25 protein-coding genes are annotated in these 26,095 nt (G+C 41.3%); 5 read left to right on the forward strand and 20 right to left on the reverse strand.

Features of this window, described 5'->3' with window-relative positions; genetic code table 11:
- Positions 1–23: 23 nt before the first annotated feature.
- The gene (locus IPZ60_RS04540) at positions 24–1,592 is read left to right on the forward strand and encodes a pitrilysin family protein (protein ID WP_194196664.1); all 1,569 of its coding nucleotides are present in this window, start codon (positions 24–26) and stop codon (positions 1,590–1,592) included.
- A gap of 80 nt (positions 1,593–1,672) precedes the next feature.
- Here the strand turns inward: IPZ60_RS04540 and IPZ60_RS04545 are convergent, their stop codons facing one another.
- Together IPZ60_RS04545 and IPZ60_RS04550 are read right to left on the reverse strand one after the other, a co-directional pair.
- The gene (locus IPZ60_RS04545; protein ID WP_194196665.1) at positions 1,673–2,242 is read right to left on the reverse strand and encodes a hypothetical protein; all 570 of its coding nucleotides are present in this window, start codon (positions 2,240–2,242) and stop codon (positions 1,673–1,675) included.
- A gap of 232 nt (positions 2,243–2,474) precedes the next feature.
- Positions 2,475–3,371, reverse strand: a complete 897-nt coding sequence (locus tag IPZ60_RS04550) for a D-Ala-D-Ala carboxypeptidase family metallohydrolase (protein WP_227669221.1) — start codon at positions 3,369–3,371, stop codon at positions 2,475–2,477.
- Between the two features lie 301 nt (positions 3,372–3,672).
- Between IPZ60_RS04550 and rodA the strand changes: the two genes are divergently transcribed.
- Positions 3,673–4,815, forward strand: coding sequence for a rod shape-determining protein RodA (gene rodA / locus IPZ60_RS04555; protein ID WP_194196667.1), 1,143 nt, complete (start codon positions 3,673–3,675; stop codon positions 4,813–4,815).
- An 852-nt stretch (positions 4,816–5,667) separates the two neighbouring features.
- Positions 5,668–6,282 carry a septal ring lytic transglycosylase RlpA family protein gene (locus tag IPZ60_RS04560; RefSeq protein ID WP_194196668.1) on the forward strand — a complete coding sequence of 205 codons (615 nt, stop codon included), beginning with the start codon at positions 5,668–5,670 and terminating at the stop codon, positions 6,280–6,282.
- Positions 6,283–6,428: 146 nt separating this feature from the next.
- On the opposite strand, the gene radA is transcribed toward IPZ60_RS04560, so the two are convergent.
- From radA to IPZ60_RS04615, 11 genes are all read right to left on the reverse strand, one after another.
- The gene (gene radA, locus IPZ60_RS04565; RefSeq protein WP_110923779.1) at positions 6,429–7,865 is read right to left on the reverse strand and encodes a DNA repair protein RadA; all 1,437 of its coding nucleotides are present in this window, start codon (positions 7,863–7,865) and stop codon (positions 6,429–6,431) included.
- A gap of 315 nt (positions 7,866–8,180) precedes the next feature.
- On the reverse strand, positions 8,181–8,960 hold the full coding sequence (gene lptB, locus IPZ60_RS04570; RefSeq protein ID WP_194196669.1) for an LPS export ABC transporter ATP-binding protein: 780 nt from the start codon (positions 8,958–8,960) through the stop codon (positions 8,181–8,183).
- Positions 8,961–9,037: 77 nt separating this feature from the next.
- On the reverse strand, positions 9,038–9,526 hold the full coding sequence (lptA, locus tag IPZ60_RS04575; protein WP_227669241.1) for a lipopolysaccharide transport periplasmic protein LptA: 489 nt from the start codon (positions 9,524–9,526) through the stop codon (positions 9,038–9,040).
- 163 nt (positions 9,527–9,689) lie between these two features.
- On the reverse strand, positions 9,690–10,274 hold the full coding sequence (gene lptC, locus IPZ60_RS04580) for an LPS export ABC transporter periplasmic protein LptC (RefSeq protein WP_194196671.1): 585 nt from the start codon (positions 10,272–10,274) through the stop codon (positions 9,690–9,692).
- Positions 10,271–10,837: an HAD family hydrolase gene (locus IPZ60_RS04585; RefSeq protein ID WP_194196830.1), complete on the reverse strand. Its 567-nt coding sequence runs from the start codon at positions 10,835–10,837 to the stop codon at positions 10,271–10,273. Before IPZ60_RS04585 ends, lptC begins: the two co-directional genes overlap by 4 nt.
- A 65-nt stretch (positions 10,838–10,902) precedes the next feature.
- Positions 10,903–11,895 carry an SIS domain-containing protein gene (locus IPZ60_RS04590; RefSeq protein ID WP_194196672.1) on the reverse strand — a complete coding sequence of 331 codons (993 nt, stop codon included), beginning with the start codon at positions 11,893–11,895 and terminating at the stop codon, positions 10,903–10,905.
- Positions 11,896–12,127: 232 nt separating this feature from the next.
- Positions 12,128–12,661, reverse strand: a complete 534-nt coding sequence (hfq, locus tag IPZ60_RS04595) for an RNA chaperone Hfq (protein WP_194196673.1) — start codon at positions 12,659–12,661, stop codon at positions 12,128–12,130.
- A 429-nt stretch (positions 12,662–13,090) separates the two neighbouring features.
- Positions 13,091–14,269, reverse strand: coding sequence for a tRNA (adenosine(37)-N6)-dimethylallyltransferase MiaA (gene miaA / locus IPZ60_RS04600; protein WP_194196674.1), 1,179 nt, complete (start codon positions 14,267–14,269; stop codon positions 13,091–13,093).
- 68 nt (positions 14,270–14,337) lie between these two features.
- Complete coding sequence (mutL, locus tag IPZ60_RS04605) at positions 14,338–16,191, reverse strand: DNA mismatch repair endonuclease MutL (protein WP_194196675.1); 1,854 nt, start codon at positions 16,189–16,191, stop codon at positions 14,338–14,340.
- 44 nt (positions 16,192–16,235) lie between these two features.
- Positions 16,236–16,766 (reverse strand): tRNA (adenosine(37)-N6)-threonylcarbamoyltransferase complex ATPase subunit type 1 TsaE, encoded by a 531-nt coding sequence (gene tsaE / locus IPZ60_RS04610; protein WP_194196676.1) that lies wholly within the window; start codon positions 16,764–16,766, stop codon positions 16,236–16,238.
- Positions 16,766–17,371, reverse strand: coding sequence for a 6-carboxytetrahydropterin synthase (locus IPZ60_RS04615; protein ID WP_194196677.1), 606 nt, complete (start codon positions 17,369–17,371; stop codon positions 16,766–16,768). The genes tsaE and IPZ60_RS04615 overlap by 1 nt, the downstream gene beginning before the upstream one ends.
- Positions 17,372–17,821: 450 nt before the next feature.
- Between IPZ60_RS04615 and IPZ60_RS14270 the strand changes: the two genes are divergently transcribed.
- A complete protein-coding gene (locus tag IPZ60_RS14270; RefSeq protein WP_264753840.1) occupies positions 17,822–17,944 on the forward strand; it encodes a hypothetical protein in 123 nt (40 codons plus the stop codon).
- Positions 17,945–18,019: 75 nt separating this feature from the next.
- On the opposite strand, the gene IPZ60_RS04620 is transcribed toward IPZ60_RS14270, so the two are convergent.
- The 3 genes from IPZ60_RS04620 to IPZ60_RS04630 form a co-directional block, all read right to left on the reverse strand.
- Positions 18,020–18,352: a YnfA family protein gene (locus IPZ60_RS04620; protein WP_194196678.1), complete on the reverse strand. Its 333-nt coding sequence runs from the start codon at positions 18,350–18,352 to the stop codon at positions 18,020–18,022.
- Positions 18,353–18,490: 138 nt separating this feature from the next.
- Positions 18,491–18,952: an isoprenylcysteine carboxylmethyltransferase family protein gene (locus IPZ60_RS04625; RefSeq protein WP_194196679.1), complete on the reverse strand. Its 462-nt coding sequence runs from the start codon at positions 18,950–18,952 to the stop codon at positions 18,491–18,493.
- A 145-nt stretch (positions 18,953–19,097) separates the two neighbouring features.
- Positions 19,098–19,739 carry a hypothetical protein gene (locus IPZ60_RS04630; protein WP_194196680.1) on the reverse strand — a complete coding sequence of 214 codons (642 nt, stop codon included), beginning with the start codon at positions 19,737–19,739 and terminating at the stop codon, positions 19,098–19,100.
- A gap of 339 nt (positions 19,740–20,078) precedes the next feature.
- Here IPZ60_RS04630 and htpX point away from each other — a divergent pair, with 339 nt between their 5' ends.
- Positions 20,079–20,993: a protease HtpX gene (gene htpX / locus IPZ60_RS04635; RefSeq protein ID WP_194196681.1), complete on the forward strand. Its 915-nt coding sequence runs from the start codon at positions 20,079–20,081 to the stop codon at positions 20,991–20,993.
- Positions 20,994–21,208: 215 nt separating this feature from the next.
- Here the strand turns inward: htpX and IPZ60_RS04640 are convergent, their stop codons facing one another.
- The 4 genes from IPZ60_RS04640 to IPZ60_RS04655 form a co-directional block, all read right to left on the reverse strand.
- Entirely contained in the window at positions 21,209–21,763 is a 555-nt protein-coding gene (locus IPZ60_RS04640) for a hypothetical protein (RefSeq protein WP_227669242.1), read from the reverse strand.
- A 72-nt stretch (positions 21,764–21,835) separates the two neighbouring features.
- Positions 21,836–22,201, reverse strand: coding sequence for a mCpol domain-containing protein (locus IPZ60_RS04645; RefSeq protein WP_194196683.1), 366 nt, complete (start codon positions 22,199–22,201; stop codon positions 21,836–21,838).
- 370 nt (positions 22,202–22,571) lie between these two features.
- Entirely contained in the window at positions 22,572–24,293 is a 1,722-nt protein-coding gene (locus IPZ60_RS04650; RefSeq protein WP_194196684.1) for an alpha/beta hydrolase-fold protein, read from the reverse strand.
- A gap of 354 nt (positions 24,294–24,647) precedes the next feature.
- Positions 24,648–25,922: a saccharopine dehydrogenase family protein gene (locus IPZ60_RS04655; RefSeq protein ID WP_194196685.1), complete on the reverse strand. Its 1,275-nt coding sequence runs from the start codon at positions 25,920–25,922 to the stop codon at positions 24,648–24,650.
- Positions 25,923–26,095 lie beyond the last annotated feature (173 nt).

Raw genomic sequence — 26,095 nt, forward strand, 5'->3', positions numbered from 1 at the left:
TTACTATTAATAAGAAGAAAACCATGACTCAAAATAATGACTTATTACAGATACGAAAAAACCCTCTAAATCATGCACGAATGCCAATGCAACGATTAAACACCGCCTCTAAAAAGCTCTCTCATCTAGGCATAGGCGTATTGTTCGGTATGACGATATTGACGATACCCGCACAAGCGGACTCAGCGGCTACTGAAGAATATCGTGGCTCAGCGGCTGCCGTAGATACGAGCGCACCTATTGCAGCACTATCGAAATTGACGAGCTTAAATGACGCCAAACCTTTGACCGTCACCGTACCGACAATTCAGCAGTTCAAAACCGAATCGGGTGTACCTGTACGCTTTGTACAAACAACAACATTGCCAATTGTCGATGTCGATTTACGTTTTAATGCGGGTAGCGCACGTGATGGCAGTATCCAAAAAGATGGATTTGGTATTGCTAATATGACAGCCACCATGCTGACTCAAGGCTCTAAAAGCTTGGACGAAAATAAATTCACACAAGCAGTTGAAACATTGGGTATAAACCTAGATAGCAGTGCCTATAAAGACATGTTTATCGTCTCATTGCGGAGCTTGTCTGATGATAAGCATCTACTGCCTGCCATTGATTTAATGACACAGATGCTCAGTGAACCTGCTTTTGACGATGCTATCTTAGCGCGCAATAAAGCACGATTGTTGGTCGGTTTGCAGCAGCAAAAACAAGATCCAAACAGCCTTGCTAGCATTGCTTTTGATCAGGCGCTATACGGAGAGCACCCCTATGCTCACCCATCCGCTGGTACGCTTGAAAGCGTCCCTAATATCGGCAAACAACAGCTGATAGATTTTAAAAATCGTTATTTAGTTGCAGCTAATGCCTCGCTTGCTATGACAGGAAACCTAACCTTAGTACAAGCGAAAAAATTGGCTGAAGATATCACCGCCGAGCTACCGACAGGTCAGGTAGCACCTGAATTGCCTGAGCCAAAATCACTAAGCCAAGCAAAACACATTCATATTCCATTTCCAAGCACCCAAACTACCGTACTGATGGGCCAGTTGGGCAGCAAACGCGCTACCAATACAAAAGATCAGCAGCAGCAAACAAACTTTGCTGTCGGCAACGAAGTCATGGCTGGTGGAGATTTTAATGCACGGCTGATGACTGAAATCAGACAAAATCTTGGCTACACCTATGGCATATCAGGATCTATGAACCCAATGCTTGCAAAAGGTCCTTATCAGATTGGATTTTCGACTCGTAATGATAAAGCTCGTGCTGCCATTGACGCCAGTTTAGAGGTTATCAATGATACTTTAGATGAGGGTATTACCAGTAGCGAGATGCAACTGACAACAGATGGTCTTAAGAATAGTTTTCCAATGGGATTTGCGAGTAATGCGGGGATCAATGGTTTACTTGGTATGATGAATTTCTATCAGTTACAAGACAATTATCTGACTAATTACGTCAATCGTATTGACCAAGTAAAGCTATCGGAGGTCAATCAAACAATGCGTGACACGCTAAAGCCTGATGATTTTTTAATTGTCACTGTCGGCCAAGATGACCCTTGGAAAGATAAGAAGTCTAAAAAGTAATTATTTAATTTAAGAGCGATGCCAGAAATAGCATCGCTCTTGACGTTTATCTTTAGCAACAAAGACAGTTAAGGACATATTTAATTGGCAATCGTTACGGCAACGTCATAAATAAAATTTTCAGGTTTATAGTCTGCCCCATTGTAAGCCAGTCGAATCACGTGCTTGTCGTAAGAGCTTACTTGATAATCACCATTGGCAAAGTTATATAACGTAGGGACTATTAATAATGCTTCGATTTGACGATTGTTAACTTTAACAGAAATATTTTGACCTTCTTGTGGATATAGAAAATAATCACAATAATCATTTACCATAACTTCTGCAGTACGCTCAACGACCTGACTGCCTACATCCTCTTGTATCAGTTTTGGACAGACATCTGAACGTTGTGAAGCCAATCGAGCATAAGAGTTTCGAATATTGTCTTCAATCTCTTGCGCTTCTTGCAAGGTTTTATCAGCATTGTTAGCAGTCGCCTCGGTCATTGGCATACTGTCTTCAAAAATAGAATCTGGACTGCAAGCACTGATAAATAAAATCGAGAATATGACTGAACCAAATAAAACAATGTGCTTGTTATTTGACTGCAAGAATGTTTTGGTTGGTTTATAGGTATTATTATTTTTTGCTGAGTACTGCTTTTTCATAAATTCTACTTATAATAAATTACTTGCAAAAGTATGGAATTACTAAGATTGATAGGCGAGCTTTGCAAGCTGTCTAGCGACTCAATCAAGAGGTCAAATAAGTGGTACTTTTAGTTATACGAATATAGTCTATCAACATATTCGTTAATACCAAAAAAATTTATGACTTATGCGTTTATTTCTTACTTTTGAACCATCTCATAGCTGATAATCTACTCACTGATAAGCAATCCTAATAGCGACAGGGCGAGCCACTACTCGCATGGTTGAACCCCCACTTACGATAGCCATCAGTATCTAAATGAATAGCGCCTGTCGCATATAACCCTAAACCAAAATTATGCCCACTTCCCTGATATTGCCAAAATTGACATAATCCATCCTGCATCGTGCTACGCTGCCATGGGTTATATTCATATTCTGGCACCCAGATGTCCATAGCACTAGCATTCATGTGCTTGCTGCTGTCAGCACCGCCTGCACAATCATTGAGGCCGGGACTACGATATACCGAACGTATTTCACTACTTGCAGGCAAGATGCCCTGCTGCTTGAGCTCACTATACAGACGTAACGTCGGTACAATGTTTGCCCATAATTCTTGCGGTGGCAACTGATAAGGCTCATAGCCACATTTACTCCAGCTACGAGCAGTAGTCAATAACTGTGATAGTGGTGGTACGTTTTTTGAGCCCACTTGCGAGCTGAGATAGCGTTGATACTCTGCCACTTGTTTGGCACGGTAACTGTTGTTATTCAGCCATACGTTAAAGTCCATACTAACGGCGTCATTGTAATCATTGTTTGCTGCGTCCTGTCCTTCATGATTGTGCTCCGTGCCATAAGTAGGACGCCGGTTAATATTGACACGTTTGTTTTCTTCGATAGATAGACGGGCATCCAAATTAAAATCACGCTGTTTTTGAGCAATCAATCCCTGCATACTATCGCCATTGGTAACATTGTCGCCACTCAGCATCGTAATACCAGGGCTGTGAATTGAGCCATTTGTGGAAGGTTCAATGTAGACATTGCTACCTTGACGTACTTGTATTCGACGTTCACTATTATCACTGGTAAGCGCAGCATGGGCAGATATACTGCTGGCACACACAAGTAATGCAATCATAGGCTGCTGAATATGCCTATAGTTTCGGGCTGTTATATTGATCATCGCAAGAGACTACCGCTAAAAACGTTTTATCGATACTATCAAATTTTCAGCAAGCAGGCTAAACTATCGCTTCCAATCAGAGGTGTGATATTCGTAATTAACACTTATCCTCATAATTTTTATAATTATGTGACTTTATTGCTTAGGTGTTACTTTTTACGCAACATTGCACTAGTAAATAACATCCTGTTCTCTCTGAATCTATATCATTAGATAAAACTTTTCTTTTACACCAATTGCCAGACTCACTTTGCCTATGTCTTCTAATCCGCAATATCGTTTTTCACGTCAGAGCCATCATTTCGGCCAAGGTCATGCACCAACGCTATGGCAGCGTATTCATATCGACCCATGGCTAACCCTGCTTTTATTAACGGTTTGCTGCATTGGTTTGACGATTTTATACAGTGCTGCAGCCCAAGACGTTAATATGGTCATACGCCAGATGATCAGCTATGGTGTGGCGTTTACCGTCATGATTATTATGGCGCAGATACCTCCTAGTATTTATCGTACCTTTACGCCCATATTTTATGTGCTTGGGCTCATACTGTTGGTGCTAGTTGATATCATCGGCGAAGTACGTATGGGTGCTCAGCGGTGGATTAACCTACCTGGGTTTGGTAGTGTTCAGCCATCAGAATTTATGAGACTGGGCATGCCGATGATGTGTGCTTGGTTTCTGTCCAAACGTGAGTTGCCACCATCCGCTTCCAGTATCGCTATCACGTTAGGGTTAATCATAGTACCTGTCTTATTGATTGCAAAAGAGCCTGACCTTGGTACTTCGATATTGGTAGCAGCCAGCGGTATTTTTGTGTTGTTCTTAGCAGGTCTATCTTGGCGACTGATTTCAGCAGCAGCCATTCTAGCAGTACCTCTTATCGCCTTCGCTTGGAACTTTCTATTGCACGACTATCAGCGAACACGCGTCATGACATTGCTAAACCCTGAAGCCGATGTTCAAGGGGCTGGTTGGAATATTATTCAATCCAAAACCGCTATTGGGTCTGGTGGCCTCACAGGAAAAGGCTACTTAGAGGGTACGCAGTCGCACCTACACTTCTTACCAGAGGGTCATACGGATTTTATTATTGCGGCTTTTTCTGAAGAATTTGGCTTGCTAGGTGTATTGCTATTGATGTTTATTTACTCTTGTATCCTCATGCGCGCCTTGTACATTGCCTTTACCCACCCTGATGCCTATAGCAGATTGTTAGCAGGTGCTATTGCGATGTCTTTCTTTGTTTATGTATTCGTCAATGTCGGCATGGTTGGTGGTATTTTACCTGTGGTTGGTGTCCCTCTACCTTTTATCAGCTATGGTGGTACTGCTATCGTAACTCTCATGGCAGGCTTTGGGCTGCTAATGTCTATCCACACCCATAAATCAGGTTAACACTGATTTGTCAAAAAACACTTAAAGATAACTGGGAGGAATAAAATAGAATGTCACTCTTCCCAGTTATCTTTTGACTATTAAATTAACGGATTAAAGTGGTGGATTTAGACAGCAGTGAATTTGAAAACAACTGAGCATGAATATTAAACAATCAGATATTAGACCCAACTAATGATTTCTAGTATCTGACTATTTCAATAGAAAATATAATGGCCTTCACAAAAGCACTCATACACGTCATAAAAAACACTTATAAATAGTTGATATATATCATATAAACACCAACTTTATCTTTAATTCTTTTCTCGAAAAATACACCTCTATAAATAGTAATGATAGATTTTAATCCTTGTTTTTTACAAATAATTGCGTTAACCTCGTTCAAATGTACTTTGATACATAACCCGTACAGAGCTACTAAAAAAGTTTTCATTCAATTATATTCTAGTTGTAGCCCAGCCGTATAGTAAGCAGCTTGTAGATTTTGAGCTTTCAAATACACTACTTAATTAACGGTTTAGCCACAAAGTTATACGTAAAGACATTTATTAAGTAATAGGTTTAGTACTTAACTTTCCTATTTGATTAATGTGTTTTACGGGTATCGTTGACTATCATTTGAGCGTGTCATAAGTACCTTCAGTTAAGTAACTGTAACCGACTTATGATGATGAAAAATCACCCTATATTAAGATCTATAAAAGCCCTATCTGGTATTAACTATTACATAAAAATCAGATGAATAATGCGGCTTCAGAGTGTATGACACAGTTAAGTTGAACAGATACTGTGACACTCTATCTAATATGATTAGAGTTAGGTTTTAATGTACACGTTATAGAGGTATCTATGAACAAGCGTTTATCTGGTTTACTTACCGTCTCAGCAGTATTGTTTGCTGGCTCTGCAGCCGTTACTAATGCAAATGCTGTAGAATCAAAAACCTCCCTTGCGATGATTTCACAAGATAACGCCTCCCATATCGATCGTGTGCTTGGTGAGCTTAGCCGTCAACATGATGGTGCATCAAGTTTGGTTAAGTCAGCACGTCAACCTACTTCATTAGCGCTTAGCAGTTCGCTGTTGGCTAATGACACGACCCAAGTAAGCAATGATGAAGATGTACTAGAGCGTCTGACAGCTGTCGCCTCTAATTCAGTCAGCAAATTTAAGCAGACTGGTCTCGCTTCTTGGTATGGTCGTAAATTCCATGGTCGTAAAACAGCCAGTGGCGAAACATTTGATATGAATGCATTGACGGCTGCCCATCGCTCATTACCATTGAACTGTTATATTAAAGTCACCAATAAGACAAACGGTAAAAGCGTCGTGGTAAAAGTGAATGACCGTGGTCCATTCCATGGCAACCGTGTATTAGATTTATCTTATGGCGCTGCTAAAAGCCTAGGTATTACGAACAAAGGGGTTGGCAACGTTTCTATTGAGCGTGTTTCAGGACCATAGTTCTACCACAATAGTTCTGCCCCAGACTTTATCTAAAAAATACGTCAAAATCTGATAGATATATCAAACAATAAAAAGCGCCTAACCATGATGAGTTAGGCGCTTTTTTATTTAGCTCAAATTGGCTATATTGAAGATATAAGACCTTACAATTCAAATGCGCTTTCAATCGCATCATCAAGCCGCTCTACAGCAATGACATTAATACCTTTAAACTGAGGCGCATTCTTAGCAGGCGCATTCGCCTTTGGAATGATGGCATGCTTGAATCCATGTTTCATCGCTTCTTTTAGACGCTCTTGCCCATTAGGTACAGGGCGAATTTCACCAGAGAGTCCTACCTCACCAAAGACCGCCAATGAAGATGGCAATGCCCGTTCCTTAATGCTTGAGGCACAGGCCAACAATACTGCTAAATCAGACCCTGTCTCTATGACTTTGACTCCGCCGACCACATTGACATATACATCTTGCCCACTGGTATGAATACCACCATGACGGTGCATGACAGCTAGCAACATGGATAGACGCTGAAAGTCCAACCCCAACGCCATCCGTCTAGGTGAACCTTGCGAATCATCAACTAAGGCCTGTACTTCTACCAATAGAGGTCTTGTACCTTCGCGGCTGACCATGACAACAGAACCAGCCACAGGTTTGTCATAACGACTCAAAAATATCGCTGATGGATTGGCAACTTCTTTAAGACCCATGTCAGTCATACCAAAAATACCTAACTCATTAACCGCACCGAAACGGTTTTTGACGGCACGAATCATGCGAAATTTAGAGTCTGACTGACCTTCGAAGTACAACACCGTATCAACCATATGCTCAAGTACACGGGGTCCTGCTAGTGTGCCCTCTTTCGTCACATGACCCACTAAGAATAGTGCGGTGCCCGTTTGCTTAGCATAGCGGGTCAAAATAGCTGCAGACTCTCTAATCTGACTGACACCGCCCGGCGCAGAATTGATCGCATCTGTATAAATAGTTTGTATAGAGTCAATAATGGCAATGGCTGGCTGCTCTTGCGTTAAAGCCGCGCAAATTGTCTCTACATTGGTTTCAGCAAGTACGCGTAGCCTATCTGCAGGCAAATCCAAACGTTTGGCGCGCATGGCTACCTGCGCAAGTGACTCTTCACCTGTCACATACAGTGCACTACCTGCTAATGAGTCAGCACGTGCCATATTAGTCGCCGTTTGCAATAGAATAGTCGACTTACCAATACCAGGGTCGCCGCCTATCAGTACTACAGAACCAGCGACCAATCCACCACCCAGCACTCGATCGAACTCACCAATGCCCGTCGGTAGACGCGTGTCTAACGTTACGCTGACTGCGTTGAGTGGCATGACCGCACTATGCGTACCTGAATAATTACCCGCAGGTGCGCCAGTACTACGAGAAGCGGCACGACTGGCATTAGGCTTGGCTGTACTTTTATTATGATGTGGCATGCTGACATTAGGTGCTTCAACCAAGCTATTCCACTCGCCACAATCGGTACACTGCCCTGCCCACTTGCCAAAATGCGCACCGCAATGCTGACAGACATAGCTGCTCTTATTTTTTGCCATAATTTATGAGCCTTATTCAGGTGTTCAATCAAAAATAACTGAGAAAATATCGTGGCACTTGTATGAGTGCTAGTCTATATATAAGTATTAGCTTAAGAATGACTTTGAGACCAATCAGTTGTAATCATGACGGACTATGCGCGATAGGGGTGATGGCATCAAATATAGTCAAATCAATATAAATTCAACTATAAAATGATGTTCTAGAAATAAGAAAAGTAGCTATAGTAGTAACTGGCTGAAATAAATCATTAAACCTTTTAATTCTAGCAGCCAGCTTAAATATTAGCGTGGTATATATGAAAAGGTATCAATTTATACCTGAAAATCCTTACCTAAATAGACGGATTTCACTAGCTCATTGTCTAAGACTTCAGCCGAAGTACCTTCCGCAATGATGGCGCCCTCTGAAACGATATAAGCCTTTTCACAAATGGCCAATGTATCGCGTACATTATGATCCGTAATTAAAACCCCAATACCACGATTTTTTAGGGACAGAATAACGTCTTTAATATCACCAACAGAGATAGGATCAACGCCTGCAAAAGGCTCATCTAGTAAGATAAATTTTGGGTCAGCTGCCAATGCGCGTGCAATTTCACAGCGACGACGCTCACCACCTGACACACTCATTCCCAAAGATTTCCGCACATGCTCTAAATGAAATTCACCGATTAACTTTTCAAGCTCTTGCTTTTGTTCACTTTTACTTAACTCTTTACGAGTTTGCAAAATAGCCAGAATATTGTCTTCGATAGACAATTTACGGAAAATAGAGGCTTCTTGCGGTAAATAGCCAATACCTGCACGAGCACGCTCATGCATCGCATACTTAGATAGGTCCATTTTTCCTAACGTCACACGGCCTTTATCCATGTTAACCAGACCCACCACCATATAAAAACTAGTCGTCTTACCTGCACCGTTGGGTCCTAACAACCCAACGACTTGTCCTTGTTCAACAGAGAACGAGACATCTTTTACGACCCAACGTTTACCATAGCGCTTACCTAGATTTTGCATCGATAATCGCTCAGCAGGTACTATATTATTACCCGTGGCTGGAGAGTCTATATTTTTACTATCACTCATAACTTACTCATACTGTTGAAGAATCTAAGCACTGGTGCAGGCTGGTTAGTATATTGGTACATAGACGATTTAACGTCTTAGCGTACGCCACTTTGGCTGCTGCCACTACTGGGCGGAAATACCAATTCTACTCGCTGATTACCACCAGCAGTTGCCTCAACATCGCCTGCTTTTAGGCTATAACGAATGACATTACCAGCAAAACTTGCACCATTCTGAACCAACTTGGCATTACCTGTTAAAGTAATGATGCCGGTAACCGCATTATAATCGATCTTGCTGGCTTGGCCTTTTGCTAAGCCTTTTTCTTGAGTCACTACCTGCTGCATAGTCGCTGGACGTCCGGTCGCTACGGCTGAGTTAATACTACGCTGCTGCGATAAGTTGACAGTGATATTGTCCGCTGTCATCTTAAACGTACCTTGAGTGATACTGACATTGCCTGAGTAACTGGTCACCCCTGTACGCTCACTATAAGTCGCTTTGTCAGCCAGCAGTTTTATTTCTTGATTAGAATCTGATGGTAGTGCATGGCTGTAAAGTGGCAATGCTAGCAGCATGACCATTGGTAACTTGCGCAGTTGACGCAAGCTATGTACTTTTGAATTTGAGCGCAAAGTAGGCAAAAATTTAGATTTCATAAAATCACTCGTTTTATAATGGGTAGTAGAATTTGCAAACTTTATGCTAGCTGCTGTCTTTTAATATAAGCAATAAGCACAGTTATCATTAGAACAATGCTTTATCTTGGCGTTCAGAAGGGGTAAAAGCAACAGCGACGTGGCCAAACTCATACTCACCTGTTTCAAGATTGGCAGTCATACTAGAAGCTTCAAAACGATTCATCCCTTGCACAACCTGAACAGGCTCGTCACTATATACTTTACCTGACTTAGTATTACCTTTAAGGGTACTACCTGTGACTTTTATTGGCTCAACCTCAGACGCGTCTTTGTTGCCTTCACTAACAAGTGAGAAGCCACCTGATAGACTAAGCTCACCTGTCTCTTGACTGATAGCAGCCGTACCTGCTTCAATACGATAGCGCTGTTCAGCGGACGGCTCCCAATTCATAATGATACCTGACATTTCGTCCAAATTGGTCTCTGGATTATGCGTCAAGGACTCAGCTGTCAGCTCATACTCAGTCTCACCTTCATCGTTAGTCTGTACCGCCTTAATTTCTGTTGCCTCATAATCGACATCAGTGGGCGCCATACTAACTGGTGGCGCAACATCACCCTGCTGCTGAAAAAACCAACCTGCAATACCAGCAATAATTAATGCAATAATTACTAAAACACGAGTATTCACGACAAATCATCCTGAGTTTTTACTTCATCAAGCGTATAGTGCGCAATAAAGTCTTGATAGTGTCCATGACCCTTTAAGATGAGATCACATATTTCACGTACAGCGCCAGTGCCACCTGCACGAGTCGTGACCATATCGCTTCGATTGATTACTTCCGCATGTGCATTAGGGACCGTGGCAGAAAACCCAACCGTTTGCATAGCTTTAATATCTGGTAAATCATCACCCATATAAGCACAATCAGCTACCGTAATATTGAGCGCTGGATCAAGTGTTGATAGTAGCTCATTCAAAGCAATCAGCTTATCGTCACGCCCTTGTACCACATAGCCAACACCCATCTCTAGGGCACGCTTATCAACCATAGCGCTGCTACGACCAGTAATAATAGCTGTTAAGATGCCATAACGCGCTAAAGACTTAACACCAACACCATCATGAACTGAAAATGCTTTGGTCTCGATACCATTGGCATCATAGATGATTTGACCATTTGATAAGATGCCATCAACATCCATTACCAGTAATTTTACCTGTCCAGCTTTTTTGATTAAGTCTTGCATCATGTACCTCTTGCTTAACGCTACTTATTAGATTTTATTATGATAAACCGATAATACCAGTCTGCTTACTTTACACCAGCTTGCAACAAGTCATGTACCGTAATAATCGCTTCTAAACGATCTTCGTCATCAATAATTAACAACTGACTGATGCTGTTTTCGTTCATCACGCTAAGCGCATCTGAGGCACGCATAGATTTACTAATACGGCGTGGATTGCTGACCATTACGTCACCCATCGGCGTTTGTAAATCAATGCCTTTTTCTAGGCCACGACGCAGGTCACCATCTGTAAACACGCCAATGACTTTATCACTATCATCAGTCACCACTGTCATACCTAAACGCCCAGCAGACATCGTAAATAAAGCTTCTTGCAGTGGAGCGTTCTGATGAATAAGTGGCAGATTCTCAGACTGAGTATGCATTAAATCTTCAACTCGCGTTAGCAGCTGGCGGCCTAGTGCACCTGCCGGATGCGACAATGCAAAATCTTCTGAGGTAAAGTTACGGGCATGTACCAAAGCAACTGCCAGTGCATCGCCAAGGGCCAAAGTAGCTGTGGTACTCGAGGTAGGTGCTAGATTAAGAGGACAAGCTTCCTGAAACTGACCCAGTGTCAAGACAATATCAGCGGCACGAGGCAGCATGCCACGCTTATCACGGCTAATGCTAATCAATGGAATATTTAAACGTTTAACAACAGGCAGTAGCATCTTAATTTCATCAGACTCACCAGAGTTAGAGATAGCAAGTAGCACATCACCTTTTACCAGCATACCCAAATCACCATGTCCCGCTTCACCAGGATGCATAAAAAATGATGGTGTACCAGTAGAGGCAAATGTTGCCGCGATTTTACGTCCAATCAGCCCTGACTTACCCATACCGGTCACTACTACTCGACCCTGACAGGCCAAAATAGTATCGCAAGCTTGTGCGAATCTATCATCTATCTGTTCTGTCAATAATGTTAGCGCAGATATTTCTGTATTAATCGCTTCGATAGCTCTACTGATAAATTGCTTATGGGTCAAATTAGCTTGGGTATTATCCATAAAAACGCTCTATTTTTATAATGAATCAATCAGGTATTTTACTACACTATGACTAATATTAATAATATTAGGCTGTTAATAGCATCAGGCAAAACCTATCGATAGCCATTACGAACTACCTATTAAATCATTATTGTGTGTTTATTTATACAAAAAAAACCCACTATAGTAGCAGGTCTTAATCGAATAAGTCATATCTTAACGATACAGTTGAGGCAATGCACTGAGATATTTAACCGTTGTTATCATTAGATCCATCATTTGGCTTATCTTCAAATCCTGCACTGTCTGCTGGATTCTCAAACCCACGATCTTGACCAAATCCACCACGTTCAAATCCGCGTTCTTGACCTTGACCAAAGCTACCGCGTTCAAATCCGCGCTCTTGGCCTTGGCTAAACCCACCACGATTAAAACCACTACGGTTAGATGCAAAACCACGCTCTTCAAAGCCACCCGTACTAGCAGGGTTACTGCCACGCTCGAAACCACCACCTTGATAAGCCGTTGGCGCTGCGCTTTGAGGTTGTTGGGTGCTAGTGCCAGTCGTCGTGCTACTACGAGGATTTCGAGCTGGCACTACGGTTGAGATAGCATGTTTGTATACCATTTGACTCACAGTATTCTTAAGCAAAACAACATATTGATCAAATGACTCAATTTGGCCTTGCAGTTTGATGCCGTTGACCAAAAAAATAGAAACAGGAATGCGATCTTTGCGCAGCGAATTCAAGAACGGATCTTGTAAAGTTTGTCCTTTTGACATGAAATCTCTCCTAAATATTATATAGTTATGTTTTGAGCGCCAATTATTTTAAGTGTTGATTTAATTATAATGGCTGAAGGTAGATACAATAATAAGCTATCTTTATAAAACGTATCTAAATAAACCCTAATTGTTGTCAAGTGATTCCACTTTATCGTGAATACATTATTATTGTAAATAATTAAGTAACTACTTGTATCATTGATGATTATTTTCAACAAGCATCAGTAACTAGCAATTAGGAAAGTAGTGTTAAAGCCGTTACTTTCATAGATTTAAATTATAGCAGTTATCTACGTTATAATTTGAAACTAATTGTCACTACTTTCTGATGGCTGTGTAGCGTCTGTTTCTATACCAAATTTTCAGTACGTTACGCTTTGCGCGCAACTTACCTTTGAGCTGATAGTCTACTCATACGAGCAATTTTTAGTATAGATACTCTCTTGCCTGCGCCATCGTTGTAAATGTCTTTATAATCATACCCGTGTCTATAGAGGTATTCTCATCGTTAGGTAAATCCGGCATCTTTATCACCTCTGTCGTAGCATGAGGCAATTGCATGACTTTACGCAACCAAGTGTACTGCCGTTTTGCCAGTTGTCTTGTAGCATATAATGCCTTATTTTGCATTTGCTGACAAGCAAGTGCCTCGGTCTCTTCACTGTGGAGCAATGATTGTGCTGACAGCTCAACAGCATTATTTGATATTACTTGTGCATCAACTGATTCTGAATATCCTCCAAAAGCATCATAAAACTGCGCTTTGTCCAAATGCGGCAATTCAAATATCGGATGATTAATATGTACCAAATACTCCAATACTTGTCTATAGCCAACACAGCGCATAGCAGGCAAATTAGGTGTCAACTGATACTGCTCAAGTAAGCCAATCACTTCAGCTACCAGCCCTTCATCCCACATTATATCTAGACGCTGAGCAATACGCGCATGCAGCCATGGACGATCCGGCATAATTGTCAATGCATGCCACTGCTGATTGGGATTATGTGCCAGTGCTTGTTTAGGCTGACGTTGCCAATCACTGATTGGGATGTTTGTTTGCAGATAAACTTCAATCGCTCGGGTAATGCGCTGAGTATCAGTTGCATTAAGACGCTCATGACTTATCGGGTCAACTTGACCAAGGTAATCATACAAAGCTTCAATACCTTCCTCTTGCCGCCACTGCTCCACACGTGCACGCACGCTATCGTCACTATCAGGTACAGGTGATAGTCCATCAAGTAGCGCCATGTAATACATCATGGTACCGCCCACTAATAACGGTATCTTGCCATTCTTATGACAGTTATCAATCAAACTAGCGACATCTGCGACAAACTCCGCAACACTATAGCTCTGTGTCGGATCAATGATATCAACCAGATGATGCGGATAACGTGCCAGCTCACTAGCCGATGGCTTTGCTGTACCGATAGTCATATCACGATATATCAGTGCTGAATCTACTGAAATCAGCTCGTAGCGCCCTGTATCATATAGCTCATATGCCAATGCAGTTTTGCCACTCGCAGTTGGCGCCATCAAGCACACCACGCTATTATCTGTCAGCTTATGAGATAAACCATCAGACGAATGTCTCATAGAATTGCCTTTAATCATTATTTATAGGTAAGTAATATTTATAGGTAGTAATTAAGGTGTTGTCGAACCTAACTTAGTATTGCTTCAGGGGTAGACAGAAGCATCAATATTACTAGGTGACTGCTACTAATCGTCTTGATAGAGTTTTTAATTAACAACGCTTCAATATCTGTTATAAATACCATCAAGTCTTGCGTAGACATCTGCTGGCTCATGGTAATAAGCTGCTGATTTATTTCTCTCGCACTAATGATAGGCTTATCGTGCTGCAATACATTACTGCGTAGCATCTGTGATTCAAACAGTTGGTTCAACTTTGATTGCCAATCCTGTTCTCCAATAAGAAAGCACTGTCCTTGGTGGAAAAATAACAACCAAGGTAAGGTCTTATCATCAATATCTTTAGCAATATCAGTGCAAAGTGCTAACTTATCTAAACCACTAATAACCTCTAAGAAAATTGGTAAAGGTCTCGTTCCTACCAACACACCATTAGAAATATCAGTACGCTGACTTGTAAACTTATTACTACCTAATTCTGACTCTGCTGGATATTGAGATTCAGACATTGTCTGACTGGCTGGCAGCTCATAGAATTGCTTAGCAGTATTTACCTGTCTGCTTCGAGGCTGTGATAAAGCATTTTCGTAAGGCTGATCGGTAGCTACCATATCTACCCTTTCATCACTTGTCAGCTTGTTATCTTCTATTAATGGTTTGTCAAATTTTTCAGGCTGTTCGTTGACTTCGATATTTTTCAGTTGGGACTGTACCGCATGGTTTAAATGCGCCATGATATTATTTAGCGGGCTAATCTTAATACGCTGCTTCGATGGATGCACATTGATATTGAGCCACTGGGTTGGCAGGTCAAAATAAAGTGCGTAACCCATACCAGTTAATTGCGCACTCTGAGCCAATTGACGGAGCTGATTATTAATTAAGGCTTCTTTGACCAGTCGACCATTCACATAGATTAGCTTCGGTAACGCCGATGACCCCTTGGCTTGCTGCTCGTGATATATAGGCCATAACCAACCACTGATACTCGCTTGACTGCCAAAGCTATTATTATTGGCATAGTCCATCGTCTGTTGCATCAGGCTAGACAAATCAATCGTGATCTTTATGGCATTATCTACTAATGAAATGCCTGTGGCTTGCTCCAGACGTGATAACGGCAGACGGCTAGCATTTTCGTTGCCGTTTCTATTAGCCCCTATCGTGCTATCATCTATATGCACGCTATTTGAAGGCGTTGAACCTACAGATAGTGACGTTGAAGACAGTGTATCTGAGGATAGAGACATGCGTTTTTTATTGTCATGAAACAGCGTCAGCGACACATCGGCTCGCGCCAAAGCAACTTCTCGCACGATGGTCTCAATATGCCCAAACTCAGTGGCAATAGACTTCAAGTTACCGCGACGGGCTGGTACATTGAAATATAAATCTTTGACGGTAATCGTCGTTCCACGATTGTGTACAACAGGTACTAATTTTGGCGTATCAGCCAAGACACCAGCGACCTGTAACTGACGACCAACACCACTATCATCATGACTACTCGTCAAAGTCAGACGGGACACCGCCGCCGTTGCTGCTAGCGCCTCACCGCGAAACCCCAAAGTGGTGATTCCGTGTAGATTAGCGACATCGGCGACCTTACTGGTTGCGTGACGGGTAATCGCCATGACCATATCATCGGGATGGATACCAACGCCATTGTCTATGACTTCTATCATCCCCATGCCGCCTTGGGTAATATGCACCTCGATATTGTTAGCACCAGCATCGATGGCATTTTCAAGCAGCTCTTTAACCACAGCTGCCGGACGCGTCACTACCTCACCCGCTGCTAATTGATTGATTAACAATGGCGACAGTTTTTTGATACGTGTATTAGCGTAATTATTAGACATTAATGAGCATCATATATTTTGGACTACAGGCATTTTGTATAACGTTAAATTTTGAGCGTTGATAGATCTAAATCTAGCGCTTGTCCTGCTTTCGATAGTCGCAGCTCAACCAAACGAGACTCTTTACTATGATTATCACCATCACCTTGCGTCATATCAATAAACAAAGTCGGCAGCGGTAAATAGCCATCCGCACGGCTTGCCCATTCGATAATGACCAGAGCATTCGGCTCATCTAAATACTCATCAAACCCAATAAAAGACAGCTCTTCTGGGTCTTGAAGACGATACAGGTCTGCATGATAGACTGGTTTAGTTGTGCCATCACCTTGCTGAATACTATAAGGCTCTACCAAGGTATAAGTTGGACTTTTTACTGCCCCTGTATGACCAAGCGCTTGCAGCCAGTAGCGAGTCAACGTGGTCTTACCTGCACCCAAATCACCTGCCAGCCACACACTACCAGTCAATGGCAAATCAGCCAACTGCTGAGCCAATGATTGAGTATCTTGCTCAGAGTTCAGTATCAATGTTTGCGAGTATTTACTATTTTCTATAGATTTATCAGTGTGCATCAGTTTGAACCCGTCTGTACTTGCATAGTCACTGATGGGTTGATAAAGCGCTCACCGCGAATCAGTTTGGCATACAGCTCAGGGTCATGCCATTCTTTAGAGACTTGGTCGCTAAATGCAAACTCTTCCAAAACCAGTTTACCCATTTGATCATTGGCTACGTCATCAGAAAAACACTGCGCATAACCCGTTGCTGTTTCGTGCGCAATAACTGAATAGACACTGACATCAGACTCGCCATTTTGCATTTGAGTCTGGCGCAAAATCTCTTGCGCCCAAAAGAAGATAACACGCGAGAATTGCTCTGCTGACGGTGATACTGGCAAGCTTATCCAGCGTGCACTGAACTTTTTGCAGGCATCGATATATTCAGGATCGTCTTTATTCCAAAAACAGATAGCATGATCAAAGCTGTCGATAATGTCTTTGATCGAAGACTTTAACAGACCAAAATCATAGACCATCTGACCATGGTCTAAACGCTTAGCTTCTAGAATCAGCTCAATCTGATAGCTATGACCATGGATAGAATGCTTGCAACGCTCAGAGCTACAATTACGAACGATGTGGGCATTTTCAAATTTAAAAAGTTTACGAATACGCATAATAATTTTGACCAAAACAGTAAGCACCATCGTGCTAGATATTAATATCATCAACTCCATATAAATTCGCTACATCGTCAGCCTCGCTAACCATACTAGTGTATAGCTTGGTTCGACTTCTTTGTATCAAAGTTATTTGAATTCAATTATAAATAAGGGTTTGCCGCGTCTATTCATCGGCTTGTCGCTCATTATAGCAAATCGCCATGTATCCGTAAGTAAGCACTTATGAATACTCATATTTATTATACGAATTGACATGACGCATTTGGGATTAACAAAGGTATTGATTGAATCGTAGGTGAATTGTGCGCGTGCTATCTATTAGCCTCTCTTAAGCCTATACTCATGAAAGTGCGCGATATTTGCGTTATTCGTACCAATATATTCCTTGAAGTCTGCTTATTTCGACTTTACGGGTATTGCAGCTTATTTCAAGAGGAAAAAACCATGAGCAAAGGTCAAGACAGTAAAAAAAACGTAAAAAAGAAACCACTTTTGACGGCAAAAGAAAAGAAAGCAGCGAAACAAGCTAAAAAAGAAGACAACGGCAGTATCTTAGGTAAACACTAATAGTAAATGCAACAATATGCCAATCAAACCTAACCGTTTGATTGGCATTTTTTTGTGTTAGCTACTAATTTTTAATTAGCCACTGCGGGGTGCAAACATAATAATCGCCATTCCTATCAGTGCAACTATCGAACCTATAACATCCCAAGTGGTTGGTCGGATACCATTCACCGTCCACAACCATAGAATTGCCATGACAACATATACCCCACCGTAAGCGGCATAGACTCTGCCCACAGCCGTCGGATGCAATGTCAGCAACCATACAAAAGCTGCCAAACTCAGTACAGCAGGTATCAGAAGCCAGATTGACTTACCTTCTCGCAGCCATAAATAAGGTAGGTAGCAACCGATAATTTCTGCTAATGCGGTAAGCGCAAACAGCCCAACGGTCTTCAATTCTGTCAAAACTTACTACTCCTCACCCATTACTCTGCAATCGTGATAAATCCAGTCAAATACTTTATAGCATTACCAGAGACCAGCACCCTATCCTCTACAACTGTGCAATCGAGGACCCCACCTCGACTGGATGCTTGATAGGCCTTATATCCACCTTCGTACACTAGCTAGATAAGCCTGATATTCTCTGCCAAAATTTTGTGTCATTATTCTTTCTTCTGGTTGAATTTGAAAGCGTGTCATATAAATCATAAAAACGGGCACTAACACAAATGGCAAAAAATGAGACAGATAGAATGCCCAACCTAATAAGATAAGCACCAGTCCTAAATACATTGGATTGCGAGTATATTGATAAATACCGAGTGTTACTAAATCCGTAGATTTTTCGGGCGTATGCGGATTAACAGTGGTTTGTGCTTTTTTAAATTGAACCACACCCATAATGCCACTGCTCAACCCTATGATACTCAGAGCAATCGCAAACATATTTTTTCCATCAAAATAGAACTGTAGACTTGGTATGATTCTAGAAGCACCATACATAACAGCTGCTGTAATAATGACTTGCGCTACAGGTGGAACTTTGAGCTCTAGAGCGTTCATGGTTAGACCTTCTCTATTTCTAATGAATATTATGGTGGTATCCACAAAGCATACTAACAAGGAAAGTTAAGAAAATACCCTTTTTACGTTCTCTCGTTTTACAAAGGTTTTAAAGCATTAATAATATTTCTACATTTTTTAAAGATTAACCTTGGTCATCGTTATTATCCTCTCCGGAAAAGTCAAAATAAAGAATGTTTGACCAAAGTCCAAGGCCGAGAGCGTAGATCGCTTGTTCTGGATTATTCGCGGACAATGCTTTTAGCGGTGTTGAGCGACGACCGAACAGTTTTGCCCAGAAGCCAATAGTTTTAGGCTGCTCGCTCACTACTGGCGCAGGTGGCAACAGTGACTGATATGCGGCCTCTATCTCAGGCTGAAGGTTCTGCACTTGATTGAGAAGTGCCAGATTTTGCGCTTCTACTGGCGTCTCACTCATCTCAAAAATCTCGCCACATTCCAAAATAAAATATTGATTTTGGTTCTCAGGCATTTTTAAAAATTCAAGTGCCTCTGCGATTGGGGCCTGAGCAGCAGGTAACGTGATACTTGCTAAGAATGCTTCAAGGTTTTGAACACCACTAGCATAATCCCCAATGAGAGCAATCTTTTCGGAGTTTTCCCAAATTACTGATAGACAGGCTTGCGGATTGCCAGAGAGTAAAATTTTAAAGACGATTGGAATGTCATAATTATGTTCTGAAATACCAGTCAGCACACGGCTGCTATCATCTTGATTTGGTTCGGGGATAGTCTTGGTCGAATATAGATAACTACGGTTCGCCATAATAATCACTCCAATTTATAATAATTAAATCAATCGCCATACGTTCTTTTGTTTACAATAGTATTTAAGACCGCCTGTTCGATAGTCGATGTGAGCGTCATTGTCATTATCCAATATACCCTGATTAAAATGACATGACACTCAGAATCATCGTAAAATCTATCATATAGTTGAATTCAAATAATTTCGATACAAGGAAGCCGAGTGCAAGTGATACATTAGTATGCTTAGCGAGGATGACGATGTAGCGGATTTATATGGACTTGACTATAGCAAACAAACCTCTTAGAGAGTGCTCTATCGAGGTAATACCGACACTTTACATAGGAAGTTAGCGTCATGATGCGTATTGGATTATTTTTATTAACCAACTTAGCAGTGATTGTGGTATTTAGCATTGTGTTCGGTATATTGTCGAGGTTTTTTGGGATTGGTAGTGTGCATACAGCAGGTGGGCTGAACTATGTCAGCCTTGCCATTATGTGTGGTATCTACGGTATGGTTGGCTCGATGGTGTCACTATTTCTGTCAAAGTGGATGGCCAAAAGATCAACGGGTACGGTGGTGATAGAATCTCCACGCAACGCTACTGAGCAATGGCTGGTCGATACGGTAGCCAAACAAGCACGGGCGGTAAATATCGGCATGCCTGAGGTTGGTATTTTTAATAATTCGCAGCCAAACGCCTTTGCGACTGGTTGGAATAAGAATAAAGCGCTAGTGGCAGTATCGTCTGGCCTACTACAGAATATGAATCAAGATGAAGTCGAGGCGGTATTGGCGCATGAGATTGGTCATGTGGCCAATGGCGATATGATCACGCTTGCTCTCATTCAAGGCGTGGTGAATGCTTTTGTGATGTTCTTTGCACGTATTATCGGCAGTTTCGTTGACCGTACTGTGTTCAAAAACACCAGTGGTCGCCCAGGTATTGGTTATTTCATTACCAGTATTGTGATGGACATTTTGCTTGGGTTTTTGGCATCTGCCATCGTCATGTGGTTCTCACGCTTACGTGAATTCCGTGCGGATCAAATGGGCGCAAAACTTGCCAGCCGTGAAAAAATGATCAGTGCGCTTGATGCCTTGCGTCCTTCTGCACAGCGTCCCGACCAAATGCCAGAGAGTATGAAAGCGTTTGCAATCTCGTCTGGGCAAACTCAAGGCTTTAGTATTGCAAACCTATTCCGCTCGCACCCAACGCTTGATGACCGTATTGCGGCATTGAGAGCGTATAATCCTAGTGAAGCGTAATAGAAAAATCTTCAAATACTGCAGACATGATCTTTAGATTGAACCGATTGTCTATAGATTATGCTGCAATGTGCGCTTATCTGACGCAGAAAGTGCACCCTACTAAATTACAATATAATAATGATTAGCTAGAATCATATTAAACAACTTCACATATTGGTTTGGTCAACACACAATCTGTTAGATATATTTTATAGATAACTACTTGAAATATTTTAGTAAAAAGATACATCTTTATCTGGGTCATCACATATTTTTTGTAAATTTATTCTTCCTATTGTTTTCCTGTCTGTGTAATAACTACCTGAAAGTTCATAACTTTTACCTTCCTCTGTTTCTATAACTCTTATGTCAAATAGTGTTGAACCATTATACGAAGACCAGCTCGGATTTTTAGGAGTTGAACGATATACGTAGTATAACTTTTTTTGGCCTTGTTCTATTGTTGGGGTTGTTTCTATAGTAATTGATTTTGTTGTTTCACCATGCATATCAATCTGGGTTGCTAATAGTGATTGACGAATCACAGCTTTAACTACGAGAGCTCTGTTATTCTCAAGGATCACTTCCCCTTCCCATGTTCCATTTAAATCAGGAAACATTGATTTATTAAAATAAGTAAGAAAAGCCCACAACTTTCTAGCAAAGAATGATTTTAATAAAATAATCATTATAAAAGTACTTACAATAGTGGATATAGTGATTACTAATGTCAATGGAACATCTGAAAGAAAATAGGTTCTTATTAAGAAATAAACCCCTATACTCATTACAGTAGTAGCCGAAACTACATATCTAAGAATAAGATCAAACCTTACAATTCTGAACAATTTTTTTGCTCCTCATAGGCCCAGCTTTGCATAATTGTGTAAACAATTTTTTCCATTAGACTTAGCTGACATCAATGCTATATAGGCTTCGCTAAGACTTGTGCCTATCCCAGCAGAAAAAGTCATATTATTGGGTGCTAGAATTTGTATTTCATGATATACAGCTTCCAAGCTAATATCTAACTCTGTGGATGCTACGACTCCATCAGCAGCACAAAATATGATATCAAAACCATAATTTTGGAGTTCAGTGGCTATCTTTTTCGTAAACTCATATAGTGATTGGCTTATATTGATAAGCTCTTGACGATTGTTGCTTAAATAGCAAGAAGTAATTTTTCTACCTATATCATCACCATCAATTGAAATATAATTCAAAATAAATCTCATCCGATAAATCACAAAGGTTAGCATGGATATATTGATAGCAGCATAACAATTTATATTTATATTTATATTTATATTTTATAGTTCAAATTAAGATATTATCATTAGTCTTGATAGTAAGAAACATCACCTCAACTAAGATACACAGCAGAATTGTATTCATGTTAAACGATAAAAAACTAGCCGAAAAAAGCCGACATAACTCAATTAAAGTCAGATAAGCCCTTTCGAACAGTTATTACGACTAACTAGATACCAAACCTCATTCATCATAATCGATGCTTGATGACTATATTAAAATGTAGTTTATCTATGATTTTAATCATGCATGAGGATTTGATTATTTGAAAATATGCCTTAGCTACTTCTCTTTTTTAGACGGAAAAAGCGATATCAAACCATCCCCTATTATTCCTCGCCAAGAAAAATAATCATGCCCTGCACCATATTCTTGATAATGCGCCTCATACCCTTTTGCTAATAACACATCACGCAGATGACGATTGGTTCCCAATATACCGTTGCTACTACTATTACCACGAGCCGTTTCAAACACGCCAGCACTCAAAAAGAAACGAACGGGCACTTTATCCATTTTTATGACTTCAGACGCTACAAAATGTTTATCAGTTTCACTCTGATCTTCTGGTTTCCACCAAAAAGAACCAGACATAGAGATAACATTGCCAAATATATCAGGATGACGTAGCGCAATGGTTGTTGCAGCCAATCCGCCATAGCTCGACCCTGCAATGATAGTTCTATCCTTCGGTATCGTTATTGGCAGTTGTTTATTAATTTGCGGTACCAGCTCATTAGCCAATACATCTGCAAATACAGGGTTGGCAGGTAATTCACGCGCACGAGCATCACCATCAGGATTACTGATAAATACCGCCGTCACAGGTGGAATCTCACCTGCTGCAATTAAATTATCTAATATCGTTGGCAATCCAACCGTATCGATATATGACTCGGCATCAAATATATACAGCAACACCGCATCGTCTCTATTATTCTGGCTGTCATCAATAGCAGGAGAATAGATAGTGATGTCTCGGGTATTATCTAATGTGCTACTGGTGAATTTAAAAGTAGAAAGCTCGCCTTTGGGGGTTTCTTTTTGCACATCTAGCCAAGGATTTTTTGGTGCATCTTTTAACGTAATAGTAGATTTGGTTGTGTATTTGTCGATTGCTGAATGAGGCCATGGATGATGGTTATAAGGATCTGCCTGAGCCACAGCTTTTATGGCAATTCTACGGGCACGCCCAGACAATGGTAGCTGAGGCACATTGGGCGCTATTTGATAAGACAGATGGGTATTTTTTGGCACAATAAAGCTTTTGTACCATGTATCAGAGTCCGCCAATCGTTGCAATGCATCATGATTATTGGACGGGCCACCCATTAGCTTGATATTACGATAGTCGCCTCGCGCCAAAAACGTCATCAAGGTGCCCGAAGGTATCTCTTCTATAAGCGGCGTACCTAATGCTTCTACATCTGCCCAAAAACTATCAGTACTCTCACCCTTTTGCAGTGATTCACGTAATGCAGATACTTTTGGGCTGAGTAACGTATCAGAACTTTCTAAATTACTTTGTAAATGATTTTCTAAAGAGCCTTCTAAATCCTGTTCCGCTAAACTGACACGTTGTTCGAGCACTATCTGATATGCACCTGCGCCCGACAGTCGCCATATCTCTGCGCAGTTTTCGGCCACTGAATAGAACTTTTGCTTGCCGCTTTCATGGTCAATCAAACGGCGCGATATTTCTCCTTTGGCATCGATAATATCCATCGTCATCGTATTATCACCACTGTCAACATATCCGGTCAGATAGTCACCCTTGTCACAGGGAACGTTGATGTCTAATGACTTATGCTGTGGCTTAGACTGTGACTGAGTGTATGGCTTGATATTATTCTCGCTGTTGGAATAACTTAGCTCACCTTTCATAGGACTTCCCACTTTTAACACTGCTGTCTCCGAACCAAATGCCGAAAATGATGTCGAATATATCAAACAAGTAAATCCTGCTATCGCCCATTTATTAGAGAAAAAACGTGTGTATGTCATTCATTGCTCCTTATTCTATTCATTGATAAACATCTAACCTCCACCGTTACAAGATGTTAGGGCGTGTCATCAATTCAAACGAGTGCCCTCTAAATGGGCTAAAAATAGCTAAATTTTGATCATCATTTTTAAAATGAAGACACACCCTAGCAAATGATACAAAGCTGAAATACTACCTTACTTTCCTTATAAATGATATTGAAAATCATTATCATTTAAATATTTGTAAATTGAATGCCTAATAATGGCTTAACATTCTCGTAAACCTTTGAACCTAAAATTCTGTAAAAACAAAAAAAGCCCCTCTGACTCAATAGTGAGTCAGAGGGGCTTTCGAACAGATATTACGACTAACTAGATATCAAACTCAAGTGCTCTATCGCCATTCTCGTCTTTGATACGAGTTGGCAAACCAATCTTATTCAACAGGTTGATAAGTGGCTTGGCATCAAGCTCTTCGACGTTGACCATCTTGCCTGCGTCCCATTCACCGGTAGCAATAAGCATGGCAGCCGCGACAGGTGGCACGCCCGCAGTATAAGAAATACCTTGGCTACCCATGGCTTCAAAGGCCTCTTTGTGATCAGAGACGTTGTAGATAAATACTTCGCTATCCACGCCATCTATCTTGCCTTTAACCTTGTCACCGATACAAGTCTTGCCTGTATATTCTGCTGCTAAAGAGCTTGGATCTGGTAGTACGGCTTTTACCACTTTTAGTGGAATGACTTCTTGCCCTTCAGCGGTCATAACAGGCTGCTCAGACAACAAGCCTAGGCTTTGAAGCACAGTAAAGACATTGATATAGTGCTCACCGAAACCCATCCAAAAGCGAATGTTTGGCACATTCAAGTTGGCTGATAATGAGTGAATCTCATCATGTCCGCTTAGATAGCTGTTTTGCATACCAACCACAGGCAGATCATCCGTACGCTTCACTTCAAACATTTTGTTTGACTGCCACTTACGATCTTGCCAAGAGTAAACCGTACCCGTAAATTCACGGAAATTAATCTCGGGATCAAAGTTAGTGGCGAAATATTTGCCATGGCTACCAGCATTGATATCGATAATATCGATGTCTGTGACCGAGCCTGCATCCATCATGTCATAGCCAAGACGCGCATAAGCGTTGACCATACCAGGATCGAATCCTGCACCTAAGATAGCGGTGATTTTATTGTCCGCACAGCGCTGCTTACGCTTCCACTCATAGTTGTTATACCATGGCGGCGTCTCACAGATCTTACGAGGATCTTCGTGAATAGCCGTATCAATATAAGCAACTTCCGTTTCGATACAAGCTTCTAGCACACTCATATTCAAAAAAGGTGAGCCAACGTTGATGACGATTTGGATGCCTGTGTCTTTTATCAGCTGTATTAGCGCAGGGATATCCATGGCATCGATTTGGTGCGTATGCAAAGTCGCTGGCTGCTTAAAGCTGCCTTTTTCTTGCACACTTTGGGCGATGGCATCACACTTATCTACCGTGCGCGACGCAATATGAATATTGCCAAGCACGTCATTATGCATCGCACATTTATGCGCAACCACTTGAGCGACACCGCCTGCTCCAATGATGAGCACGTCTTTTTTGTTGGTTGTAGCTTGTTGGTTTGTGTTCAATGAACAATCCTCCTTTGTGTCCCTGTCGATACCATTGATAGCGGCTATGCAAAACAGAAACGAGTGAATGATATGCGTGAATTAAAAAGGAAGACCGAGGAAAACCCACGCACCCGTCGGGCAAATGCCATTTTTTACCAATGGATATTTGCCCGAGGCGATTATAACAATTT

Origin of the sequence: Psychrobacter sp. NG25 (genome assembly GCF_015234355.1) — a bacterium.
Lineage (GTDB): Bacteria > Pseudomonadota > Gammaproteobacteria > Pseudomonadales > Moraxellaceae > Psychrobacter.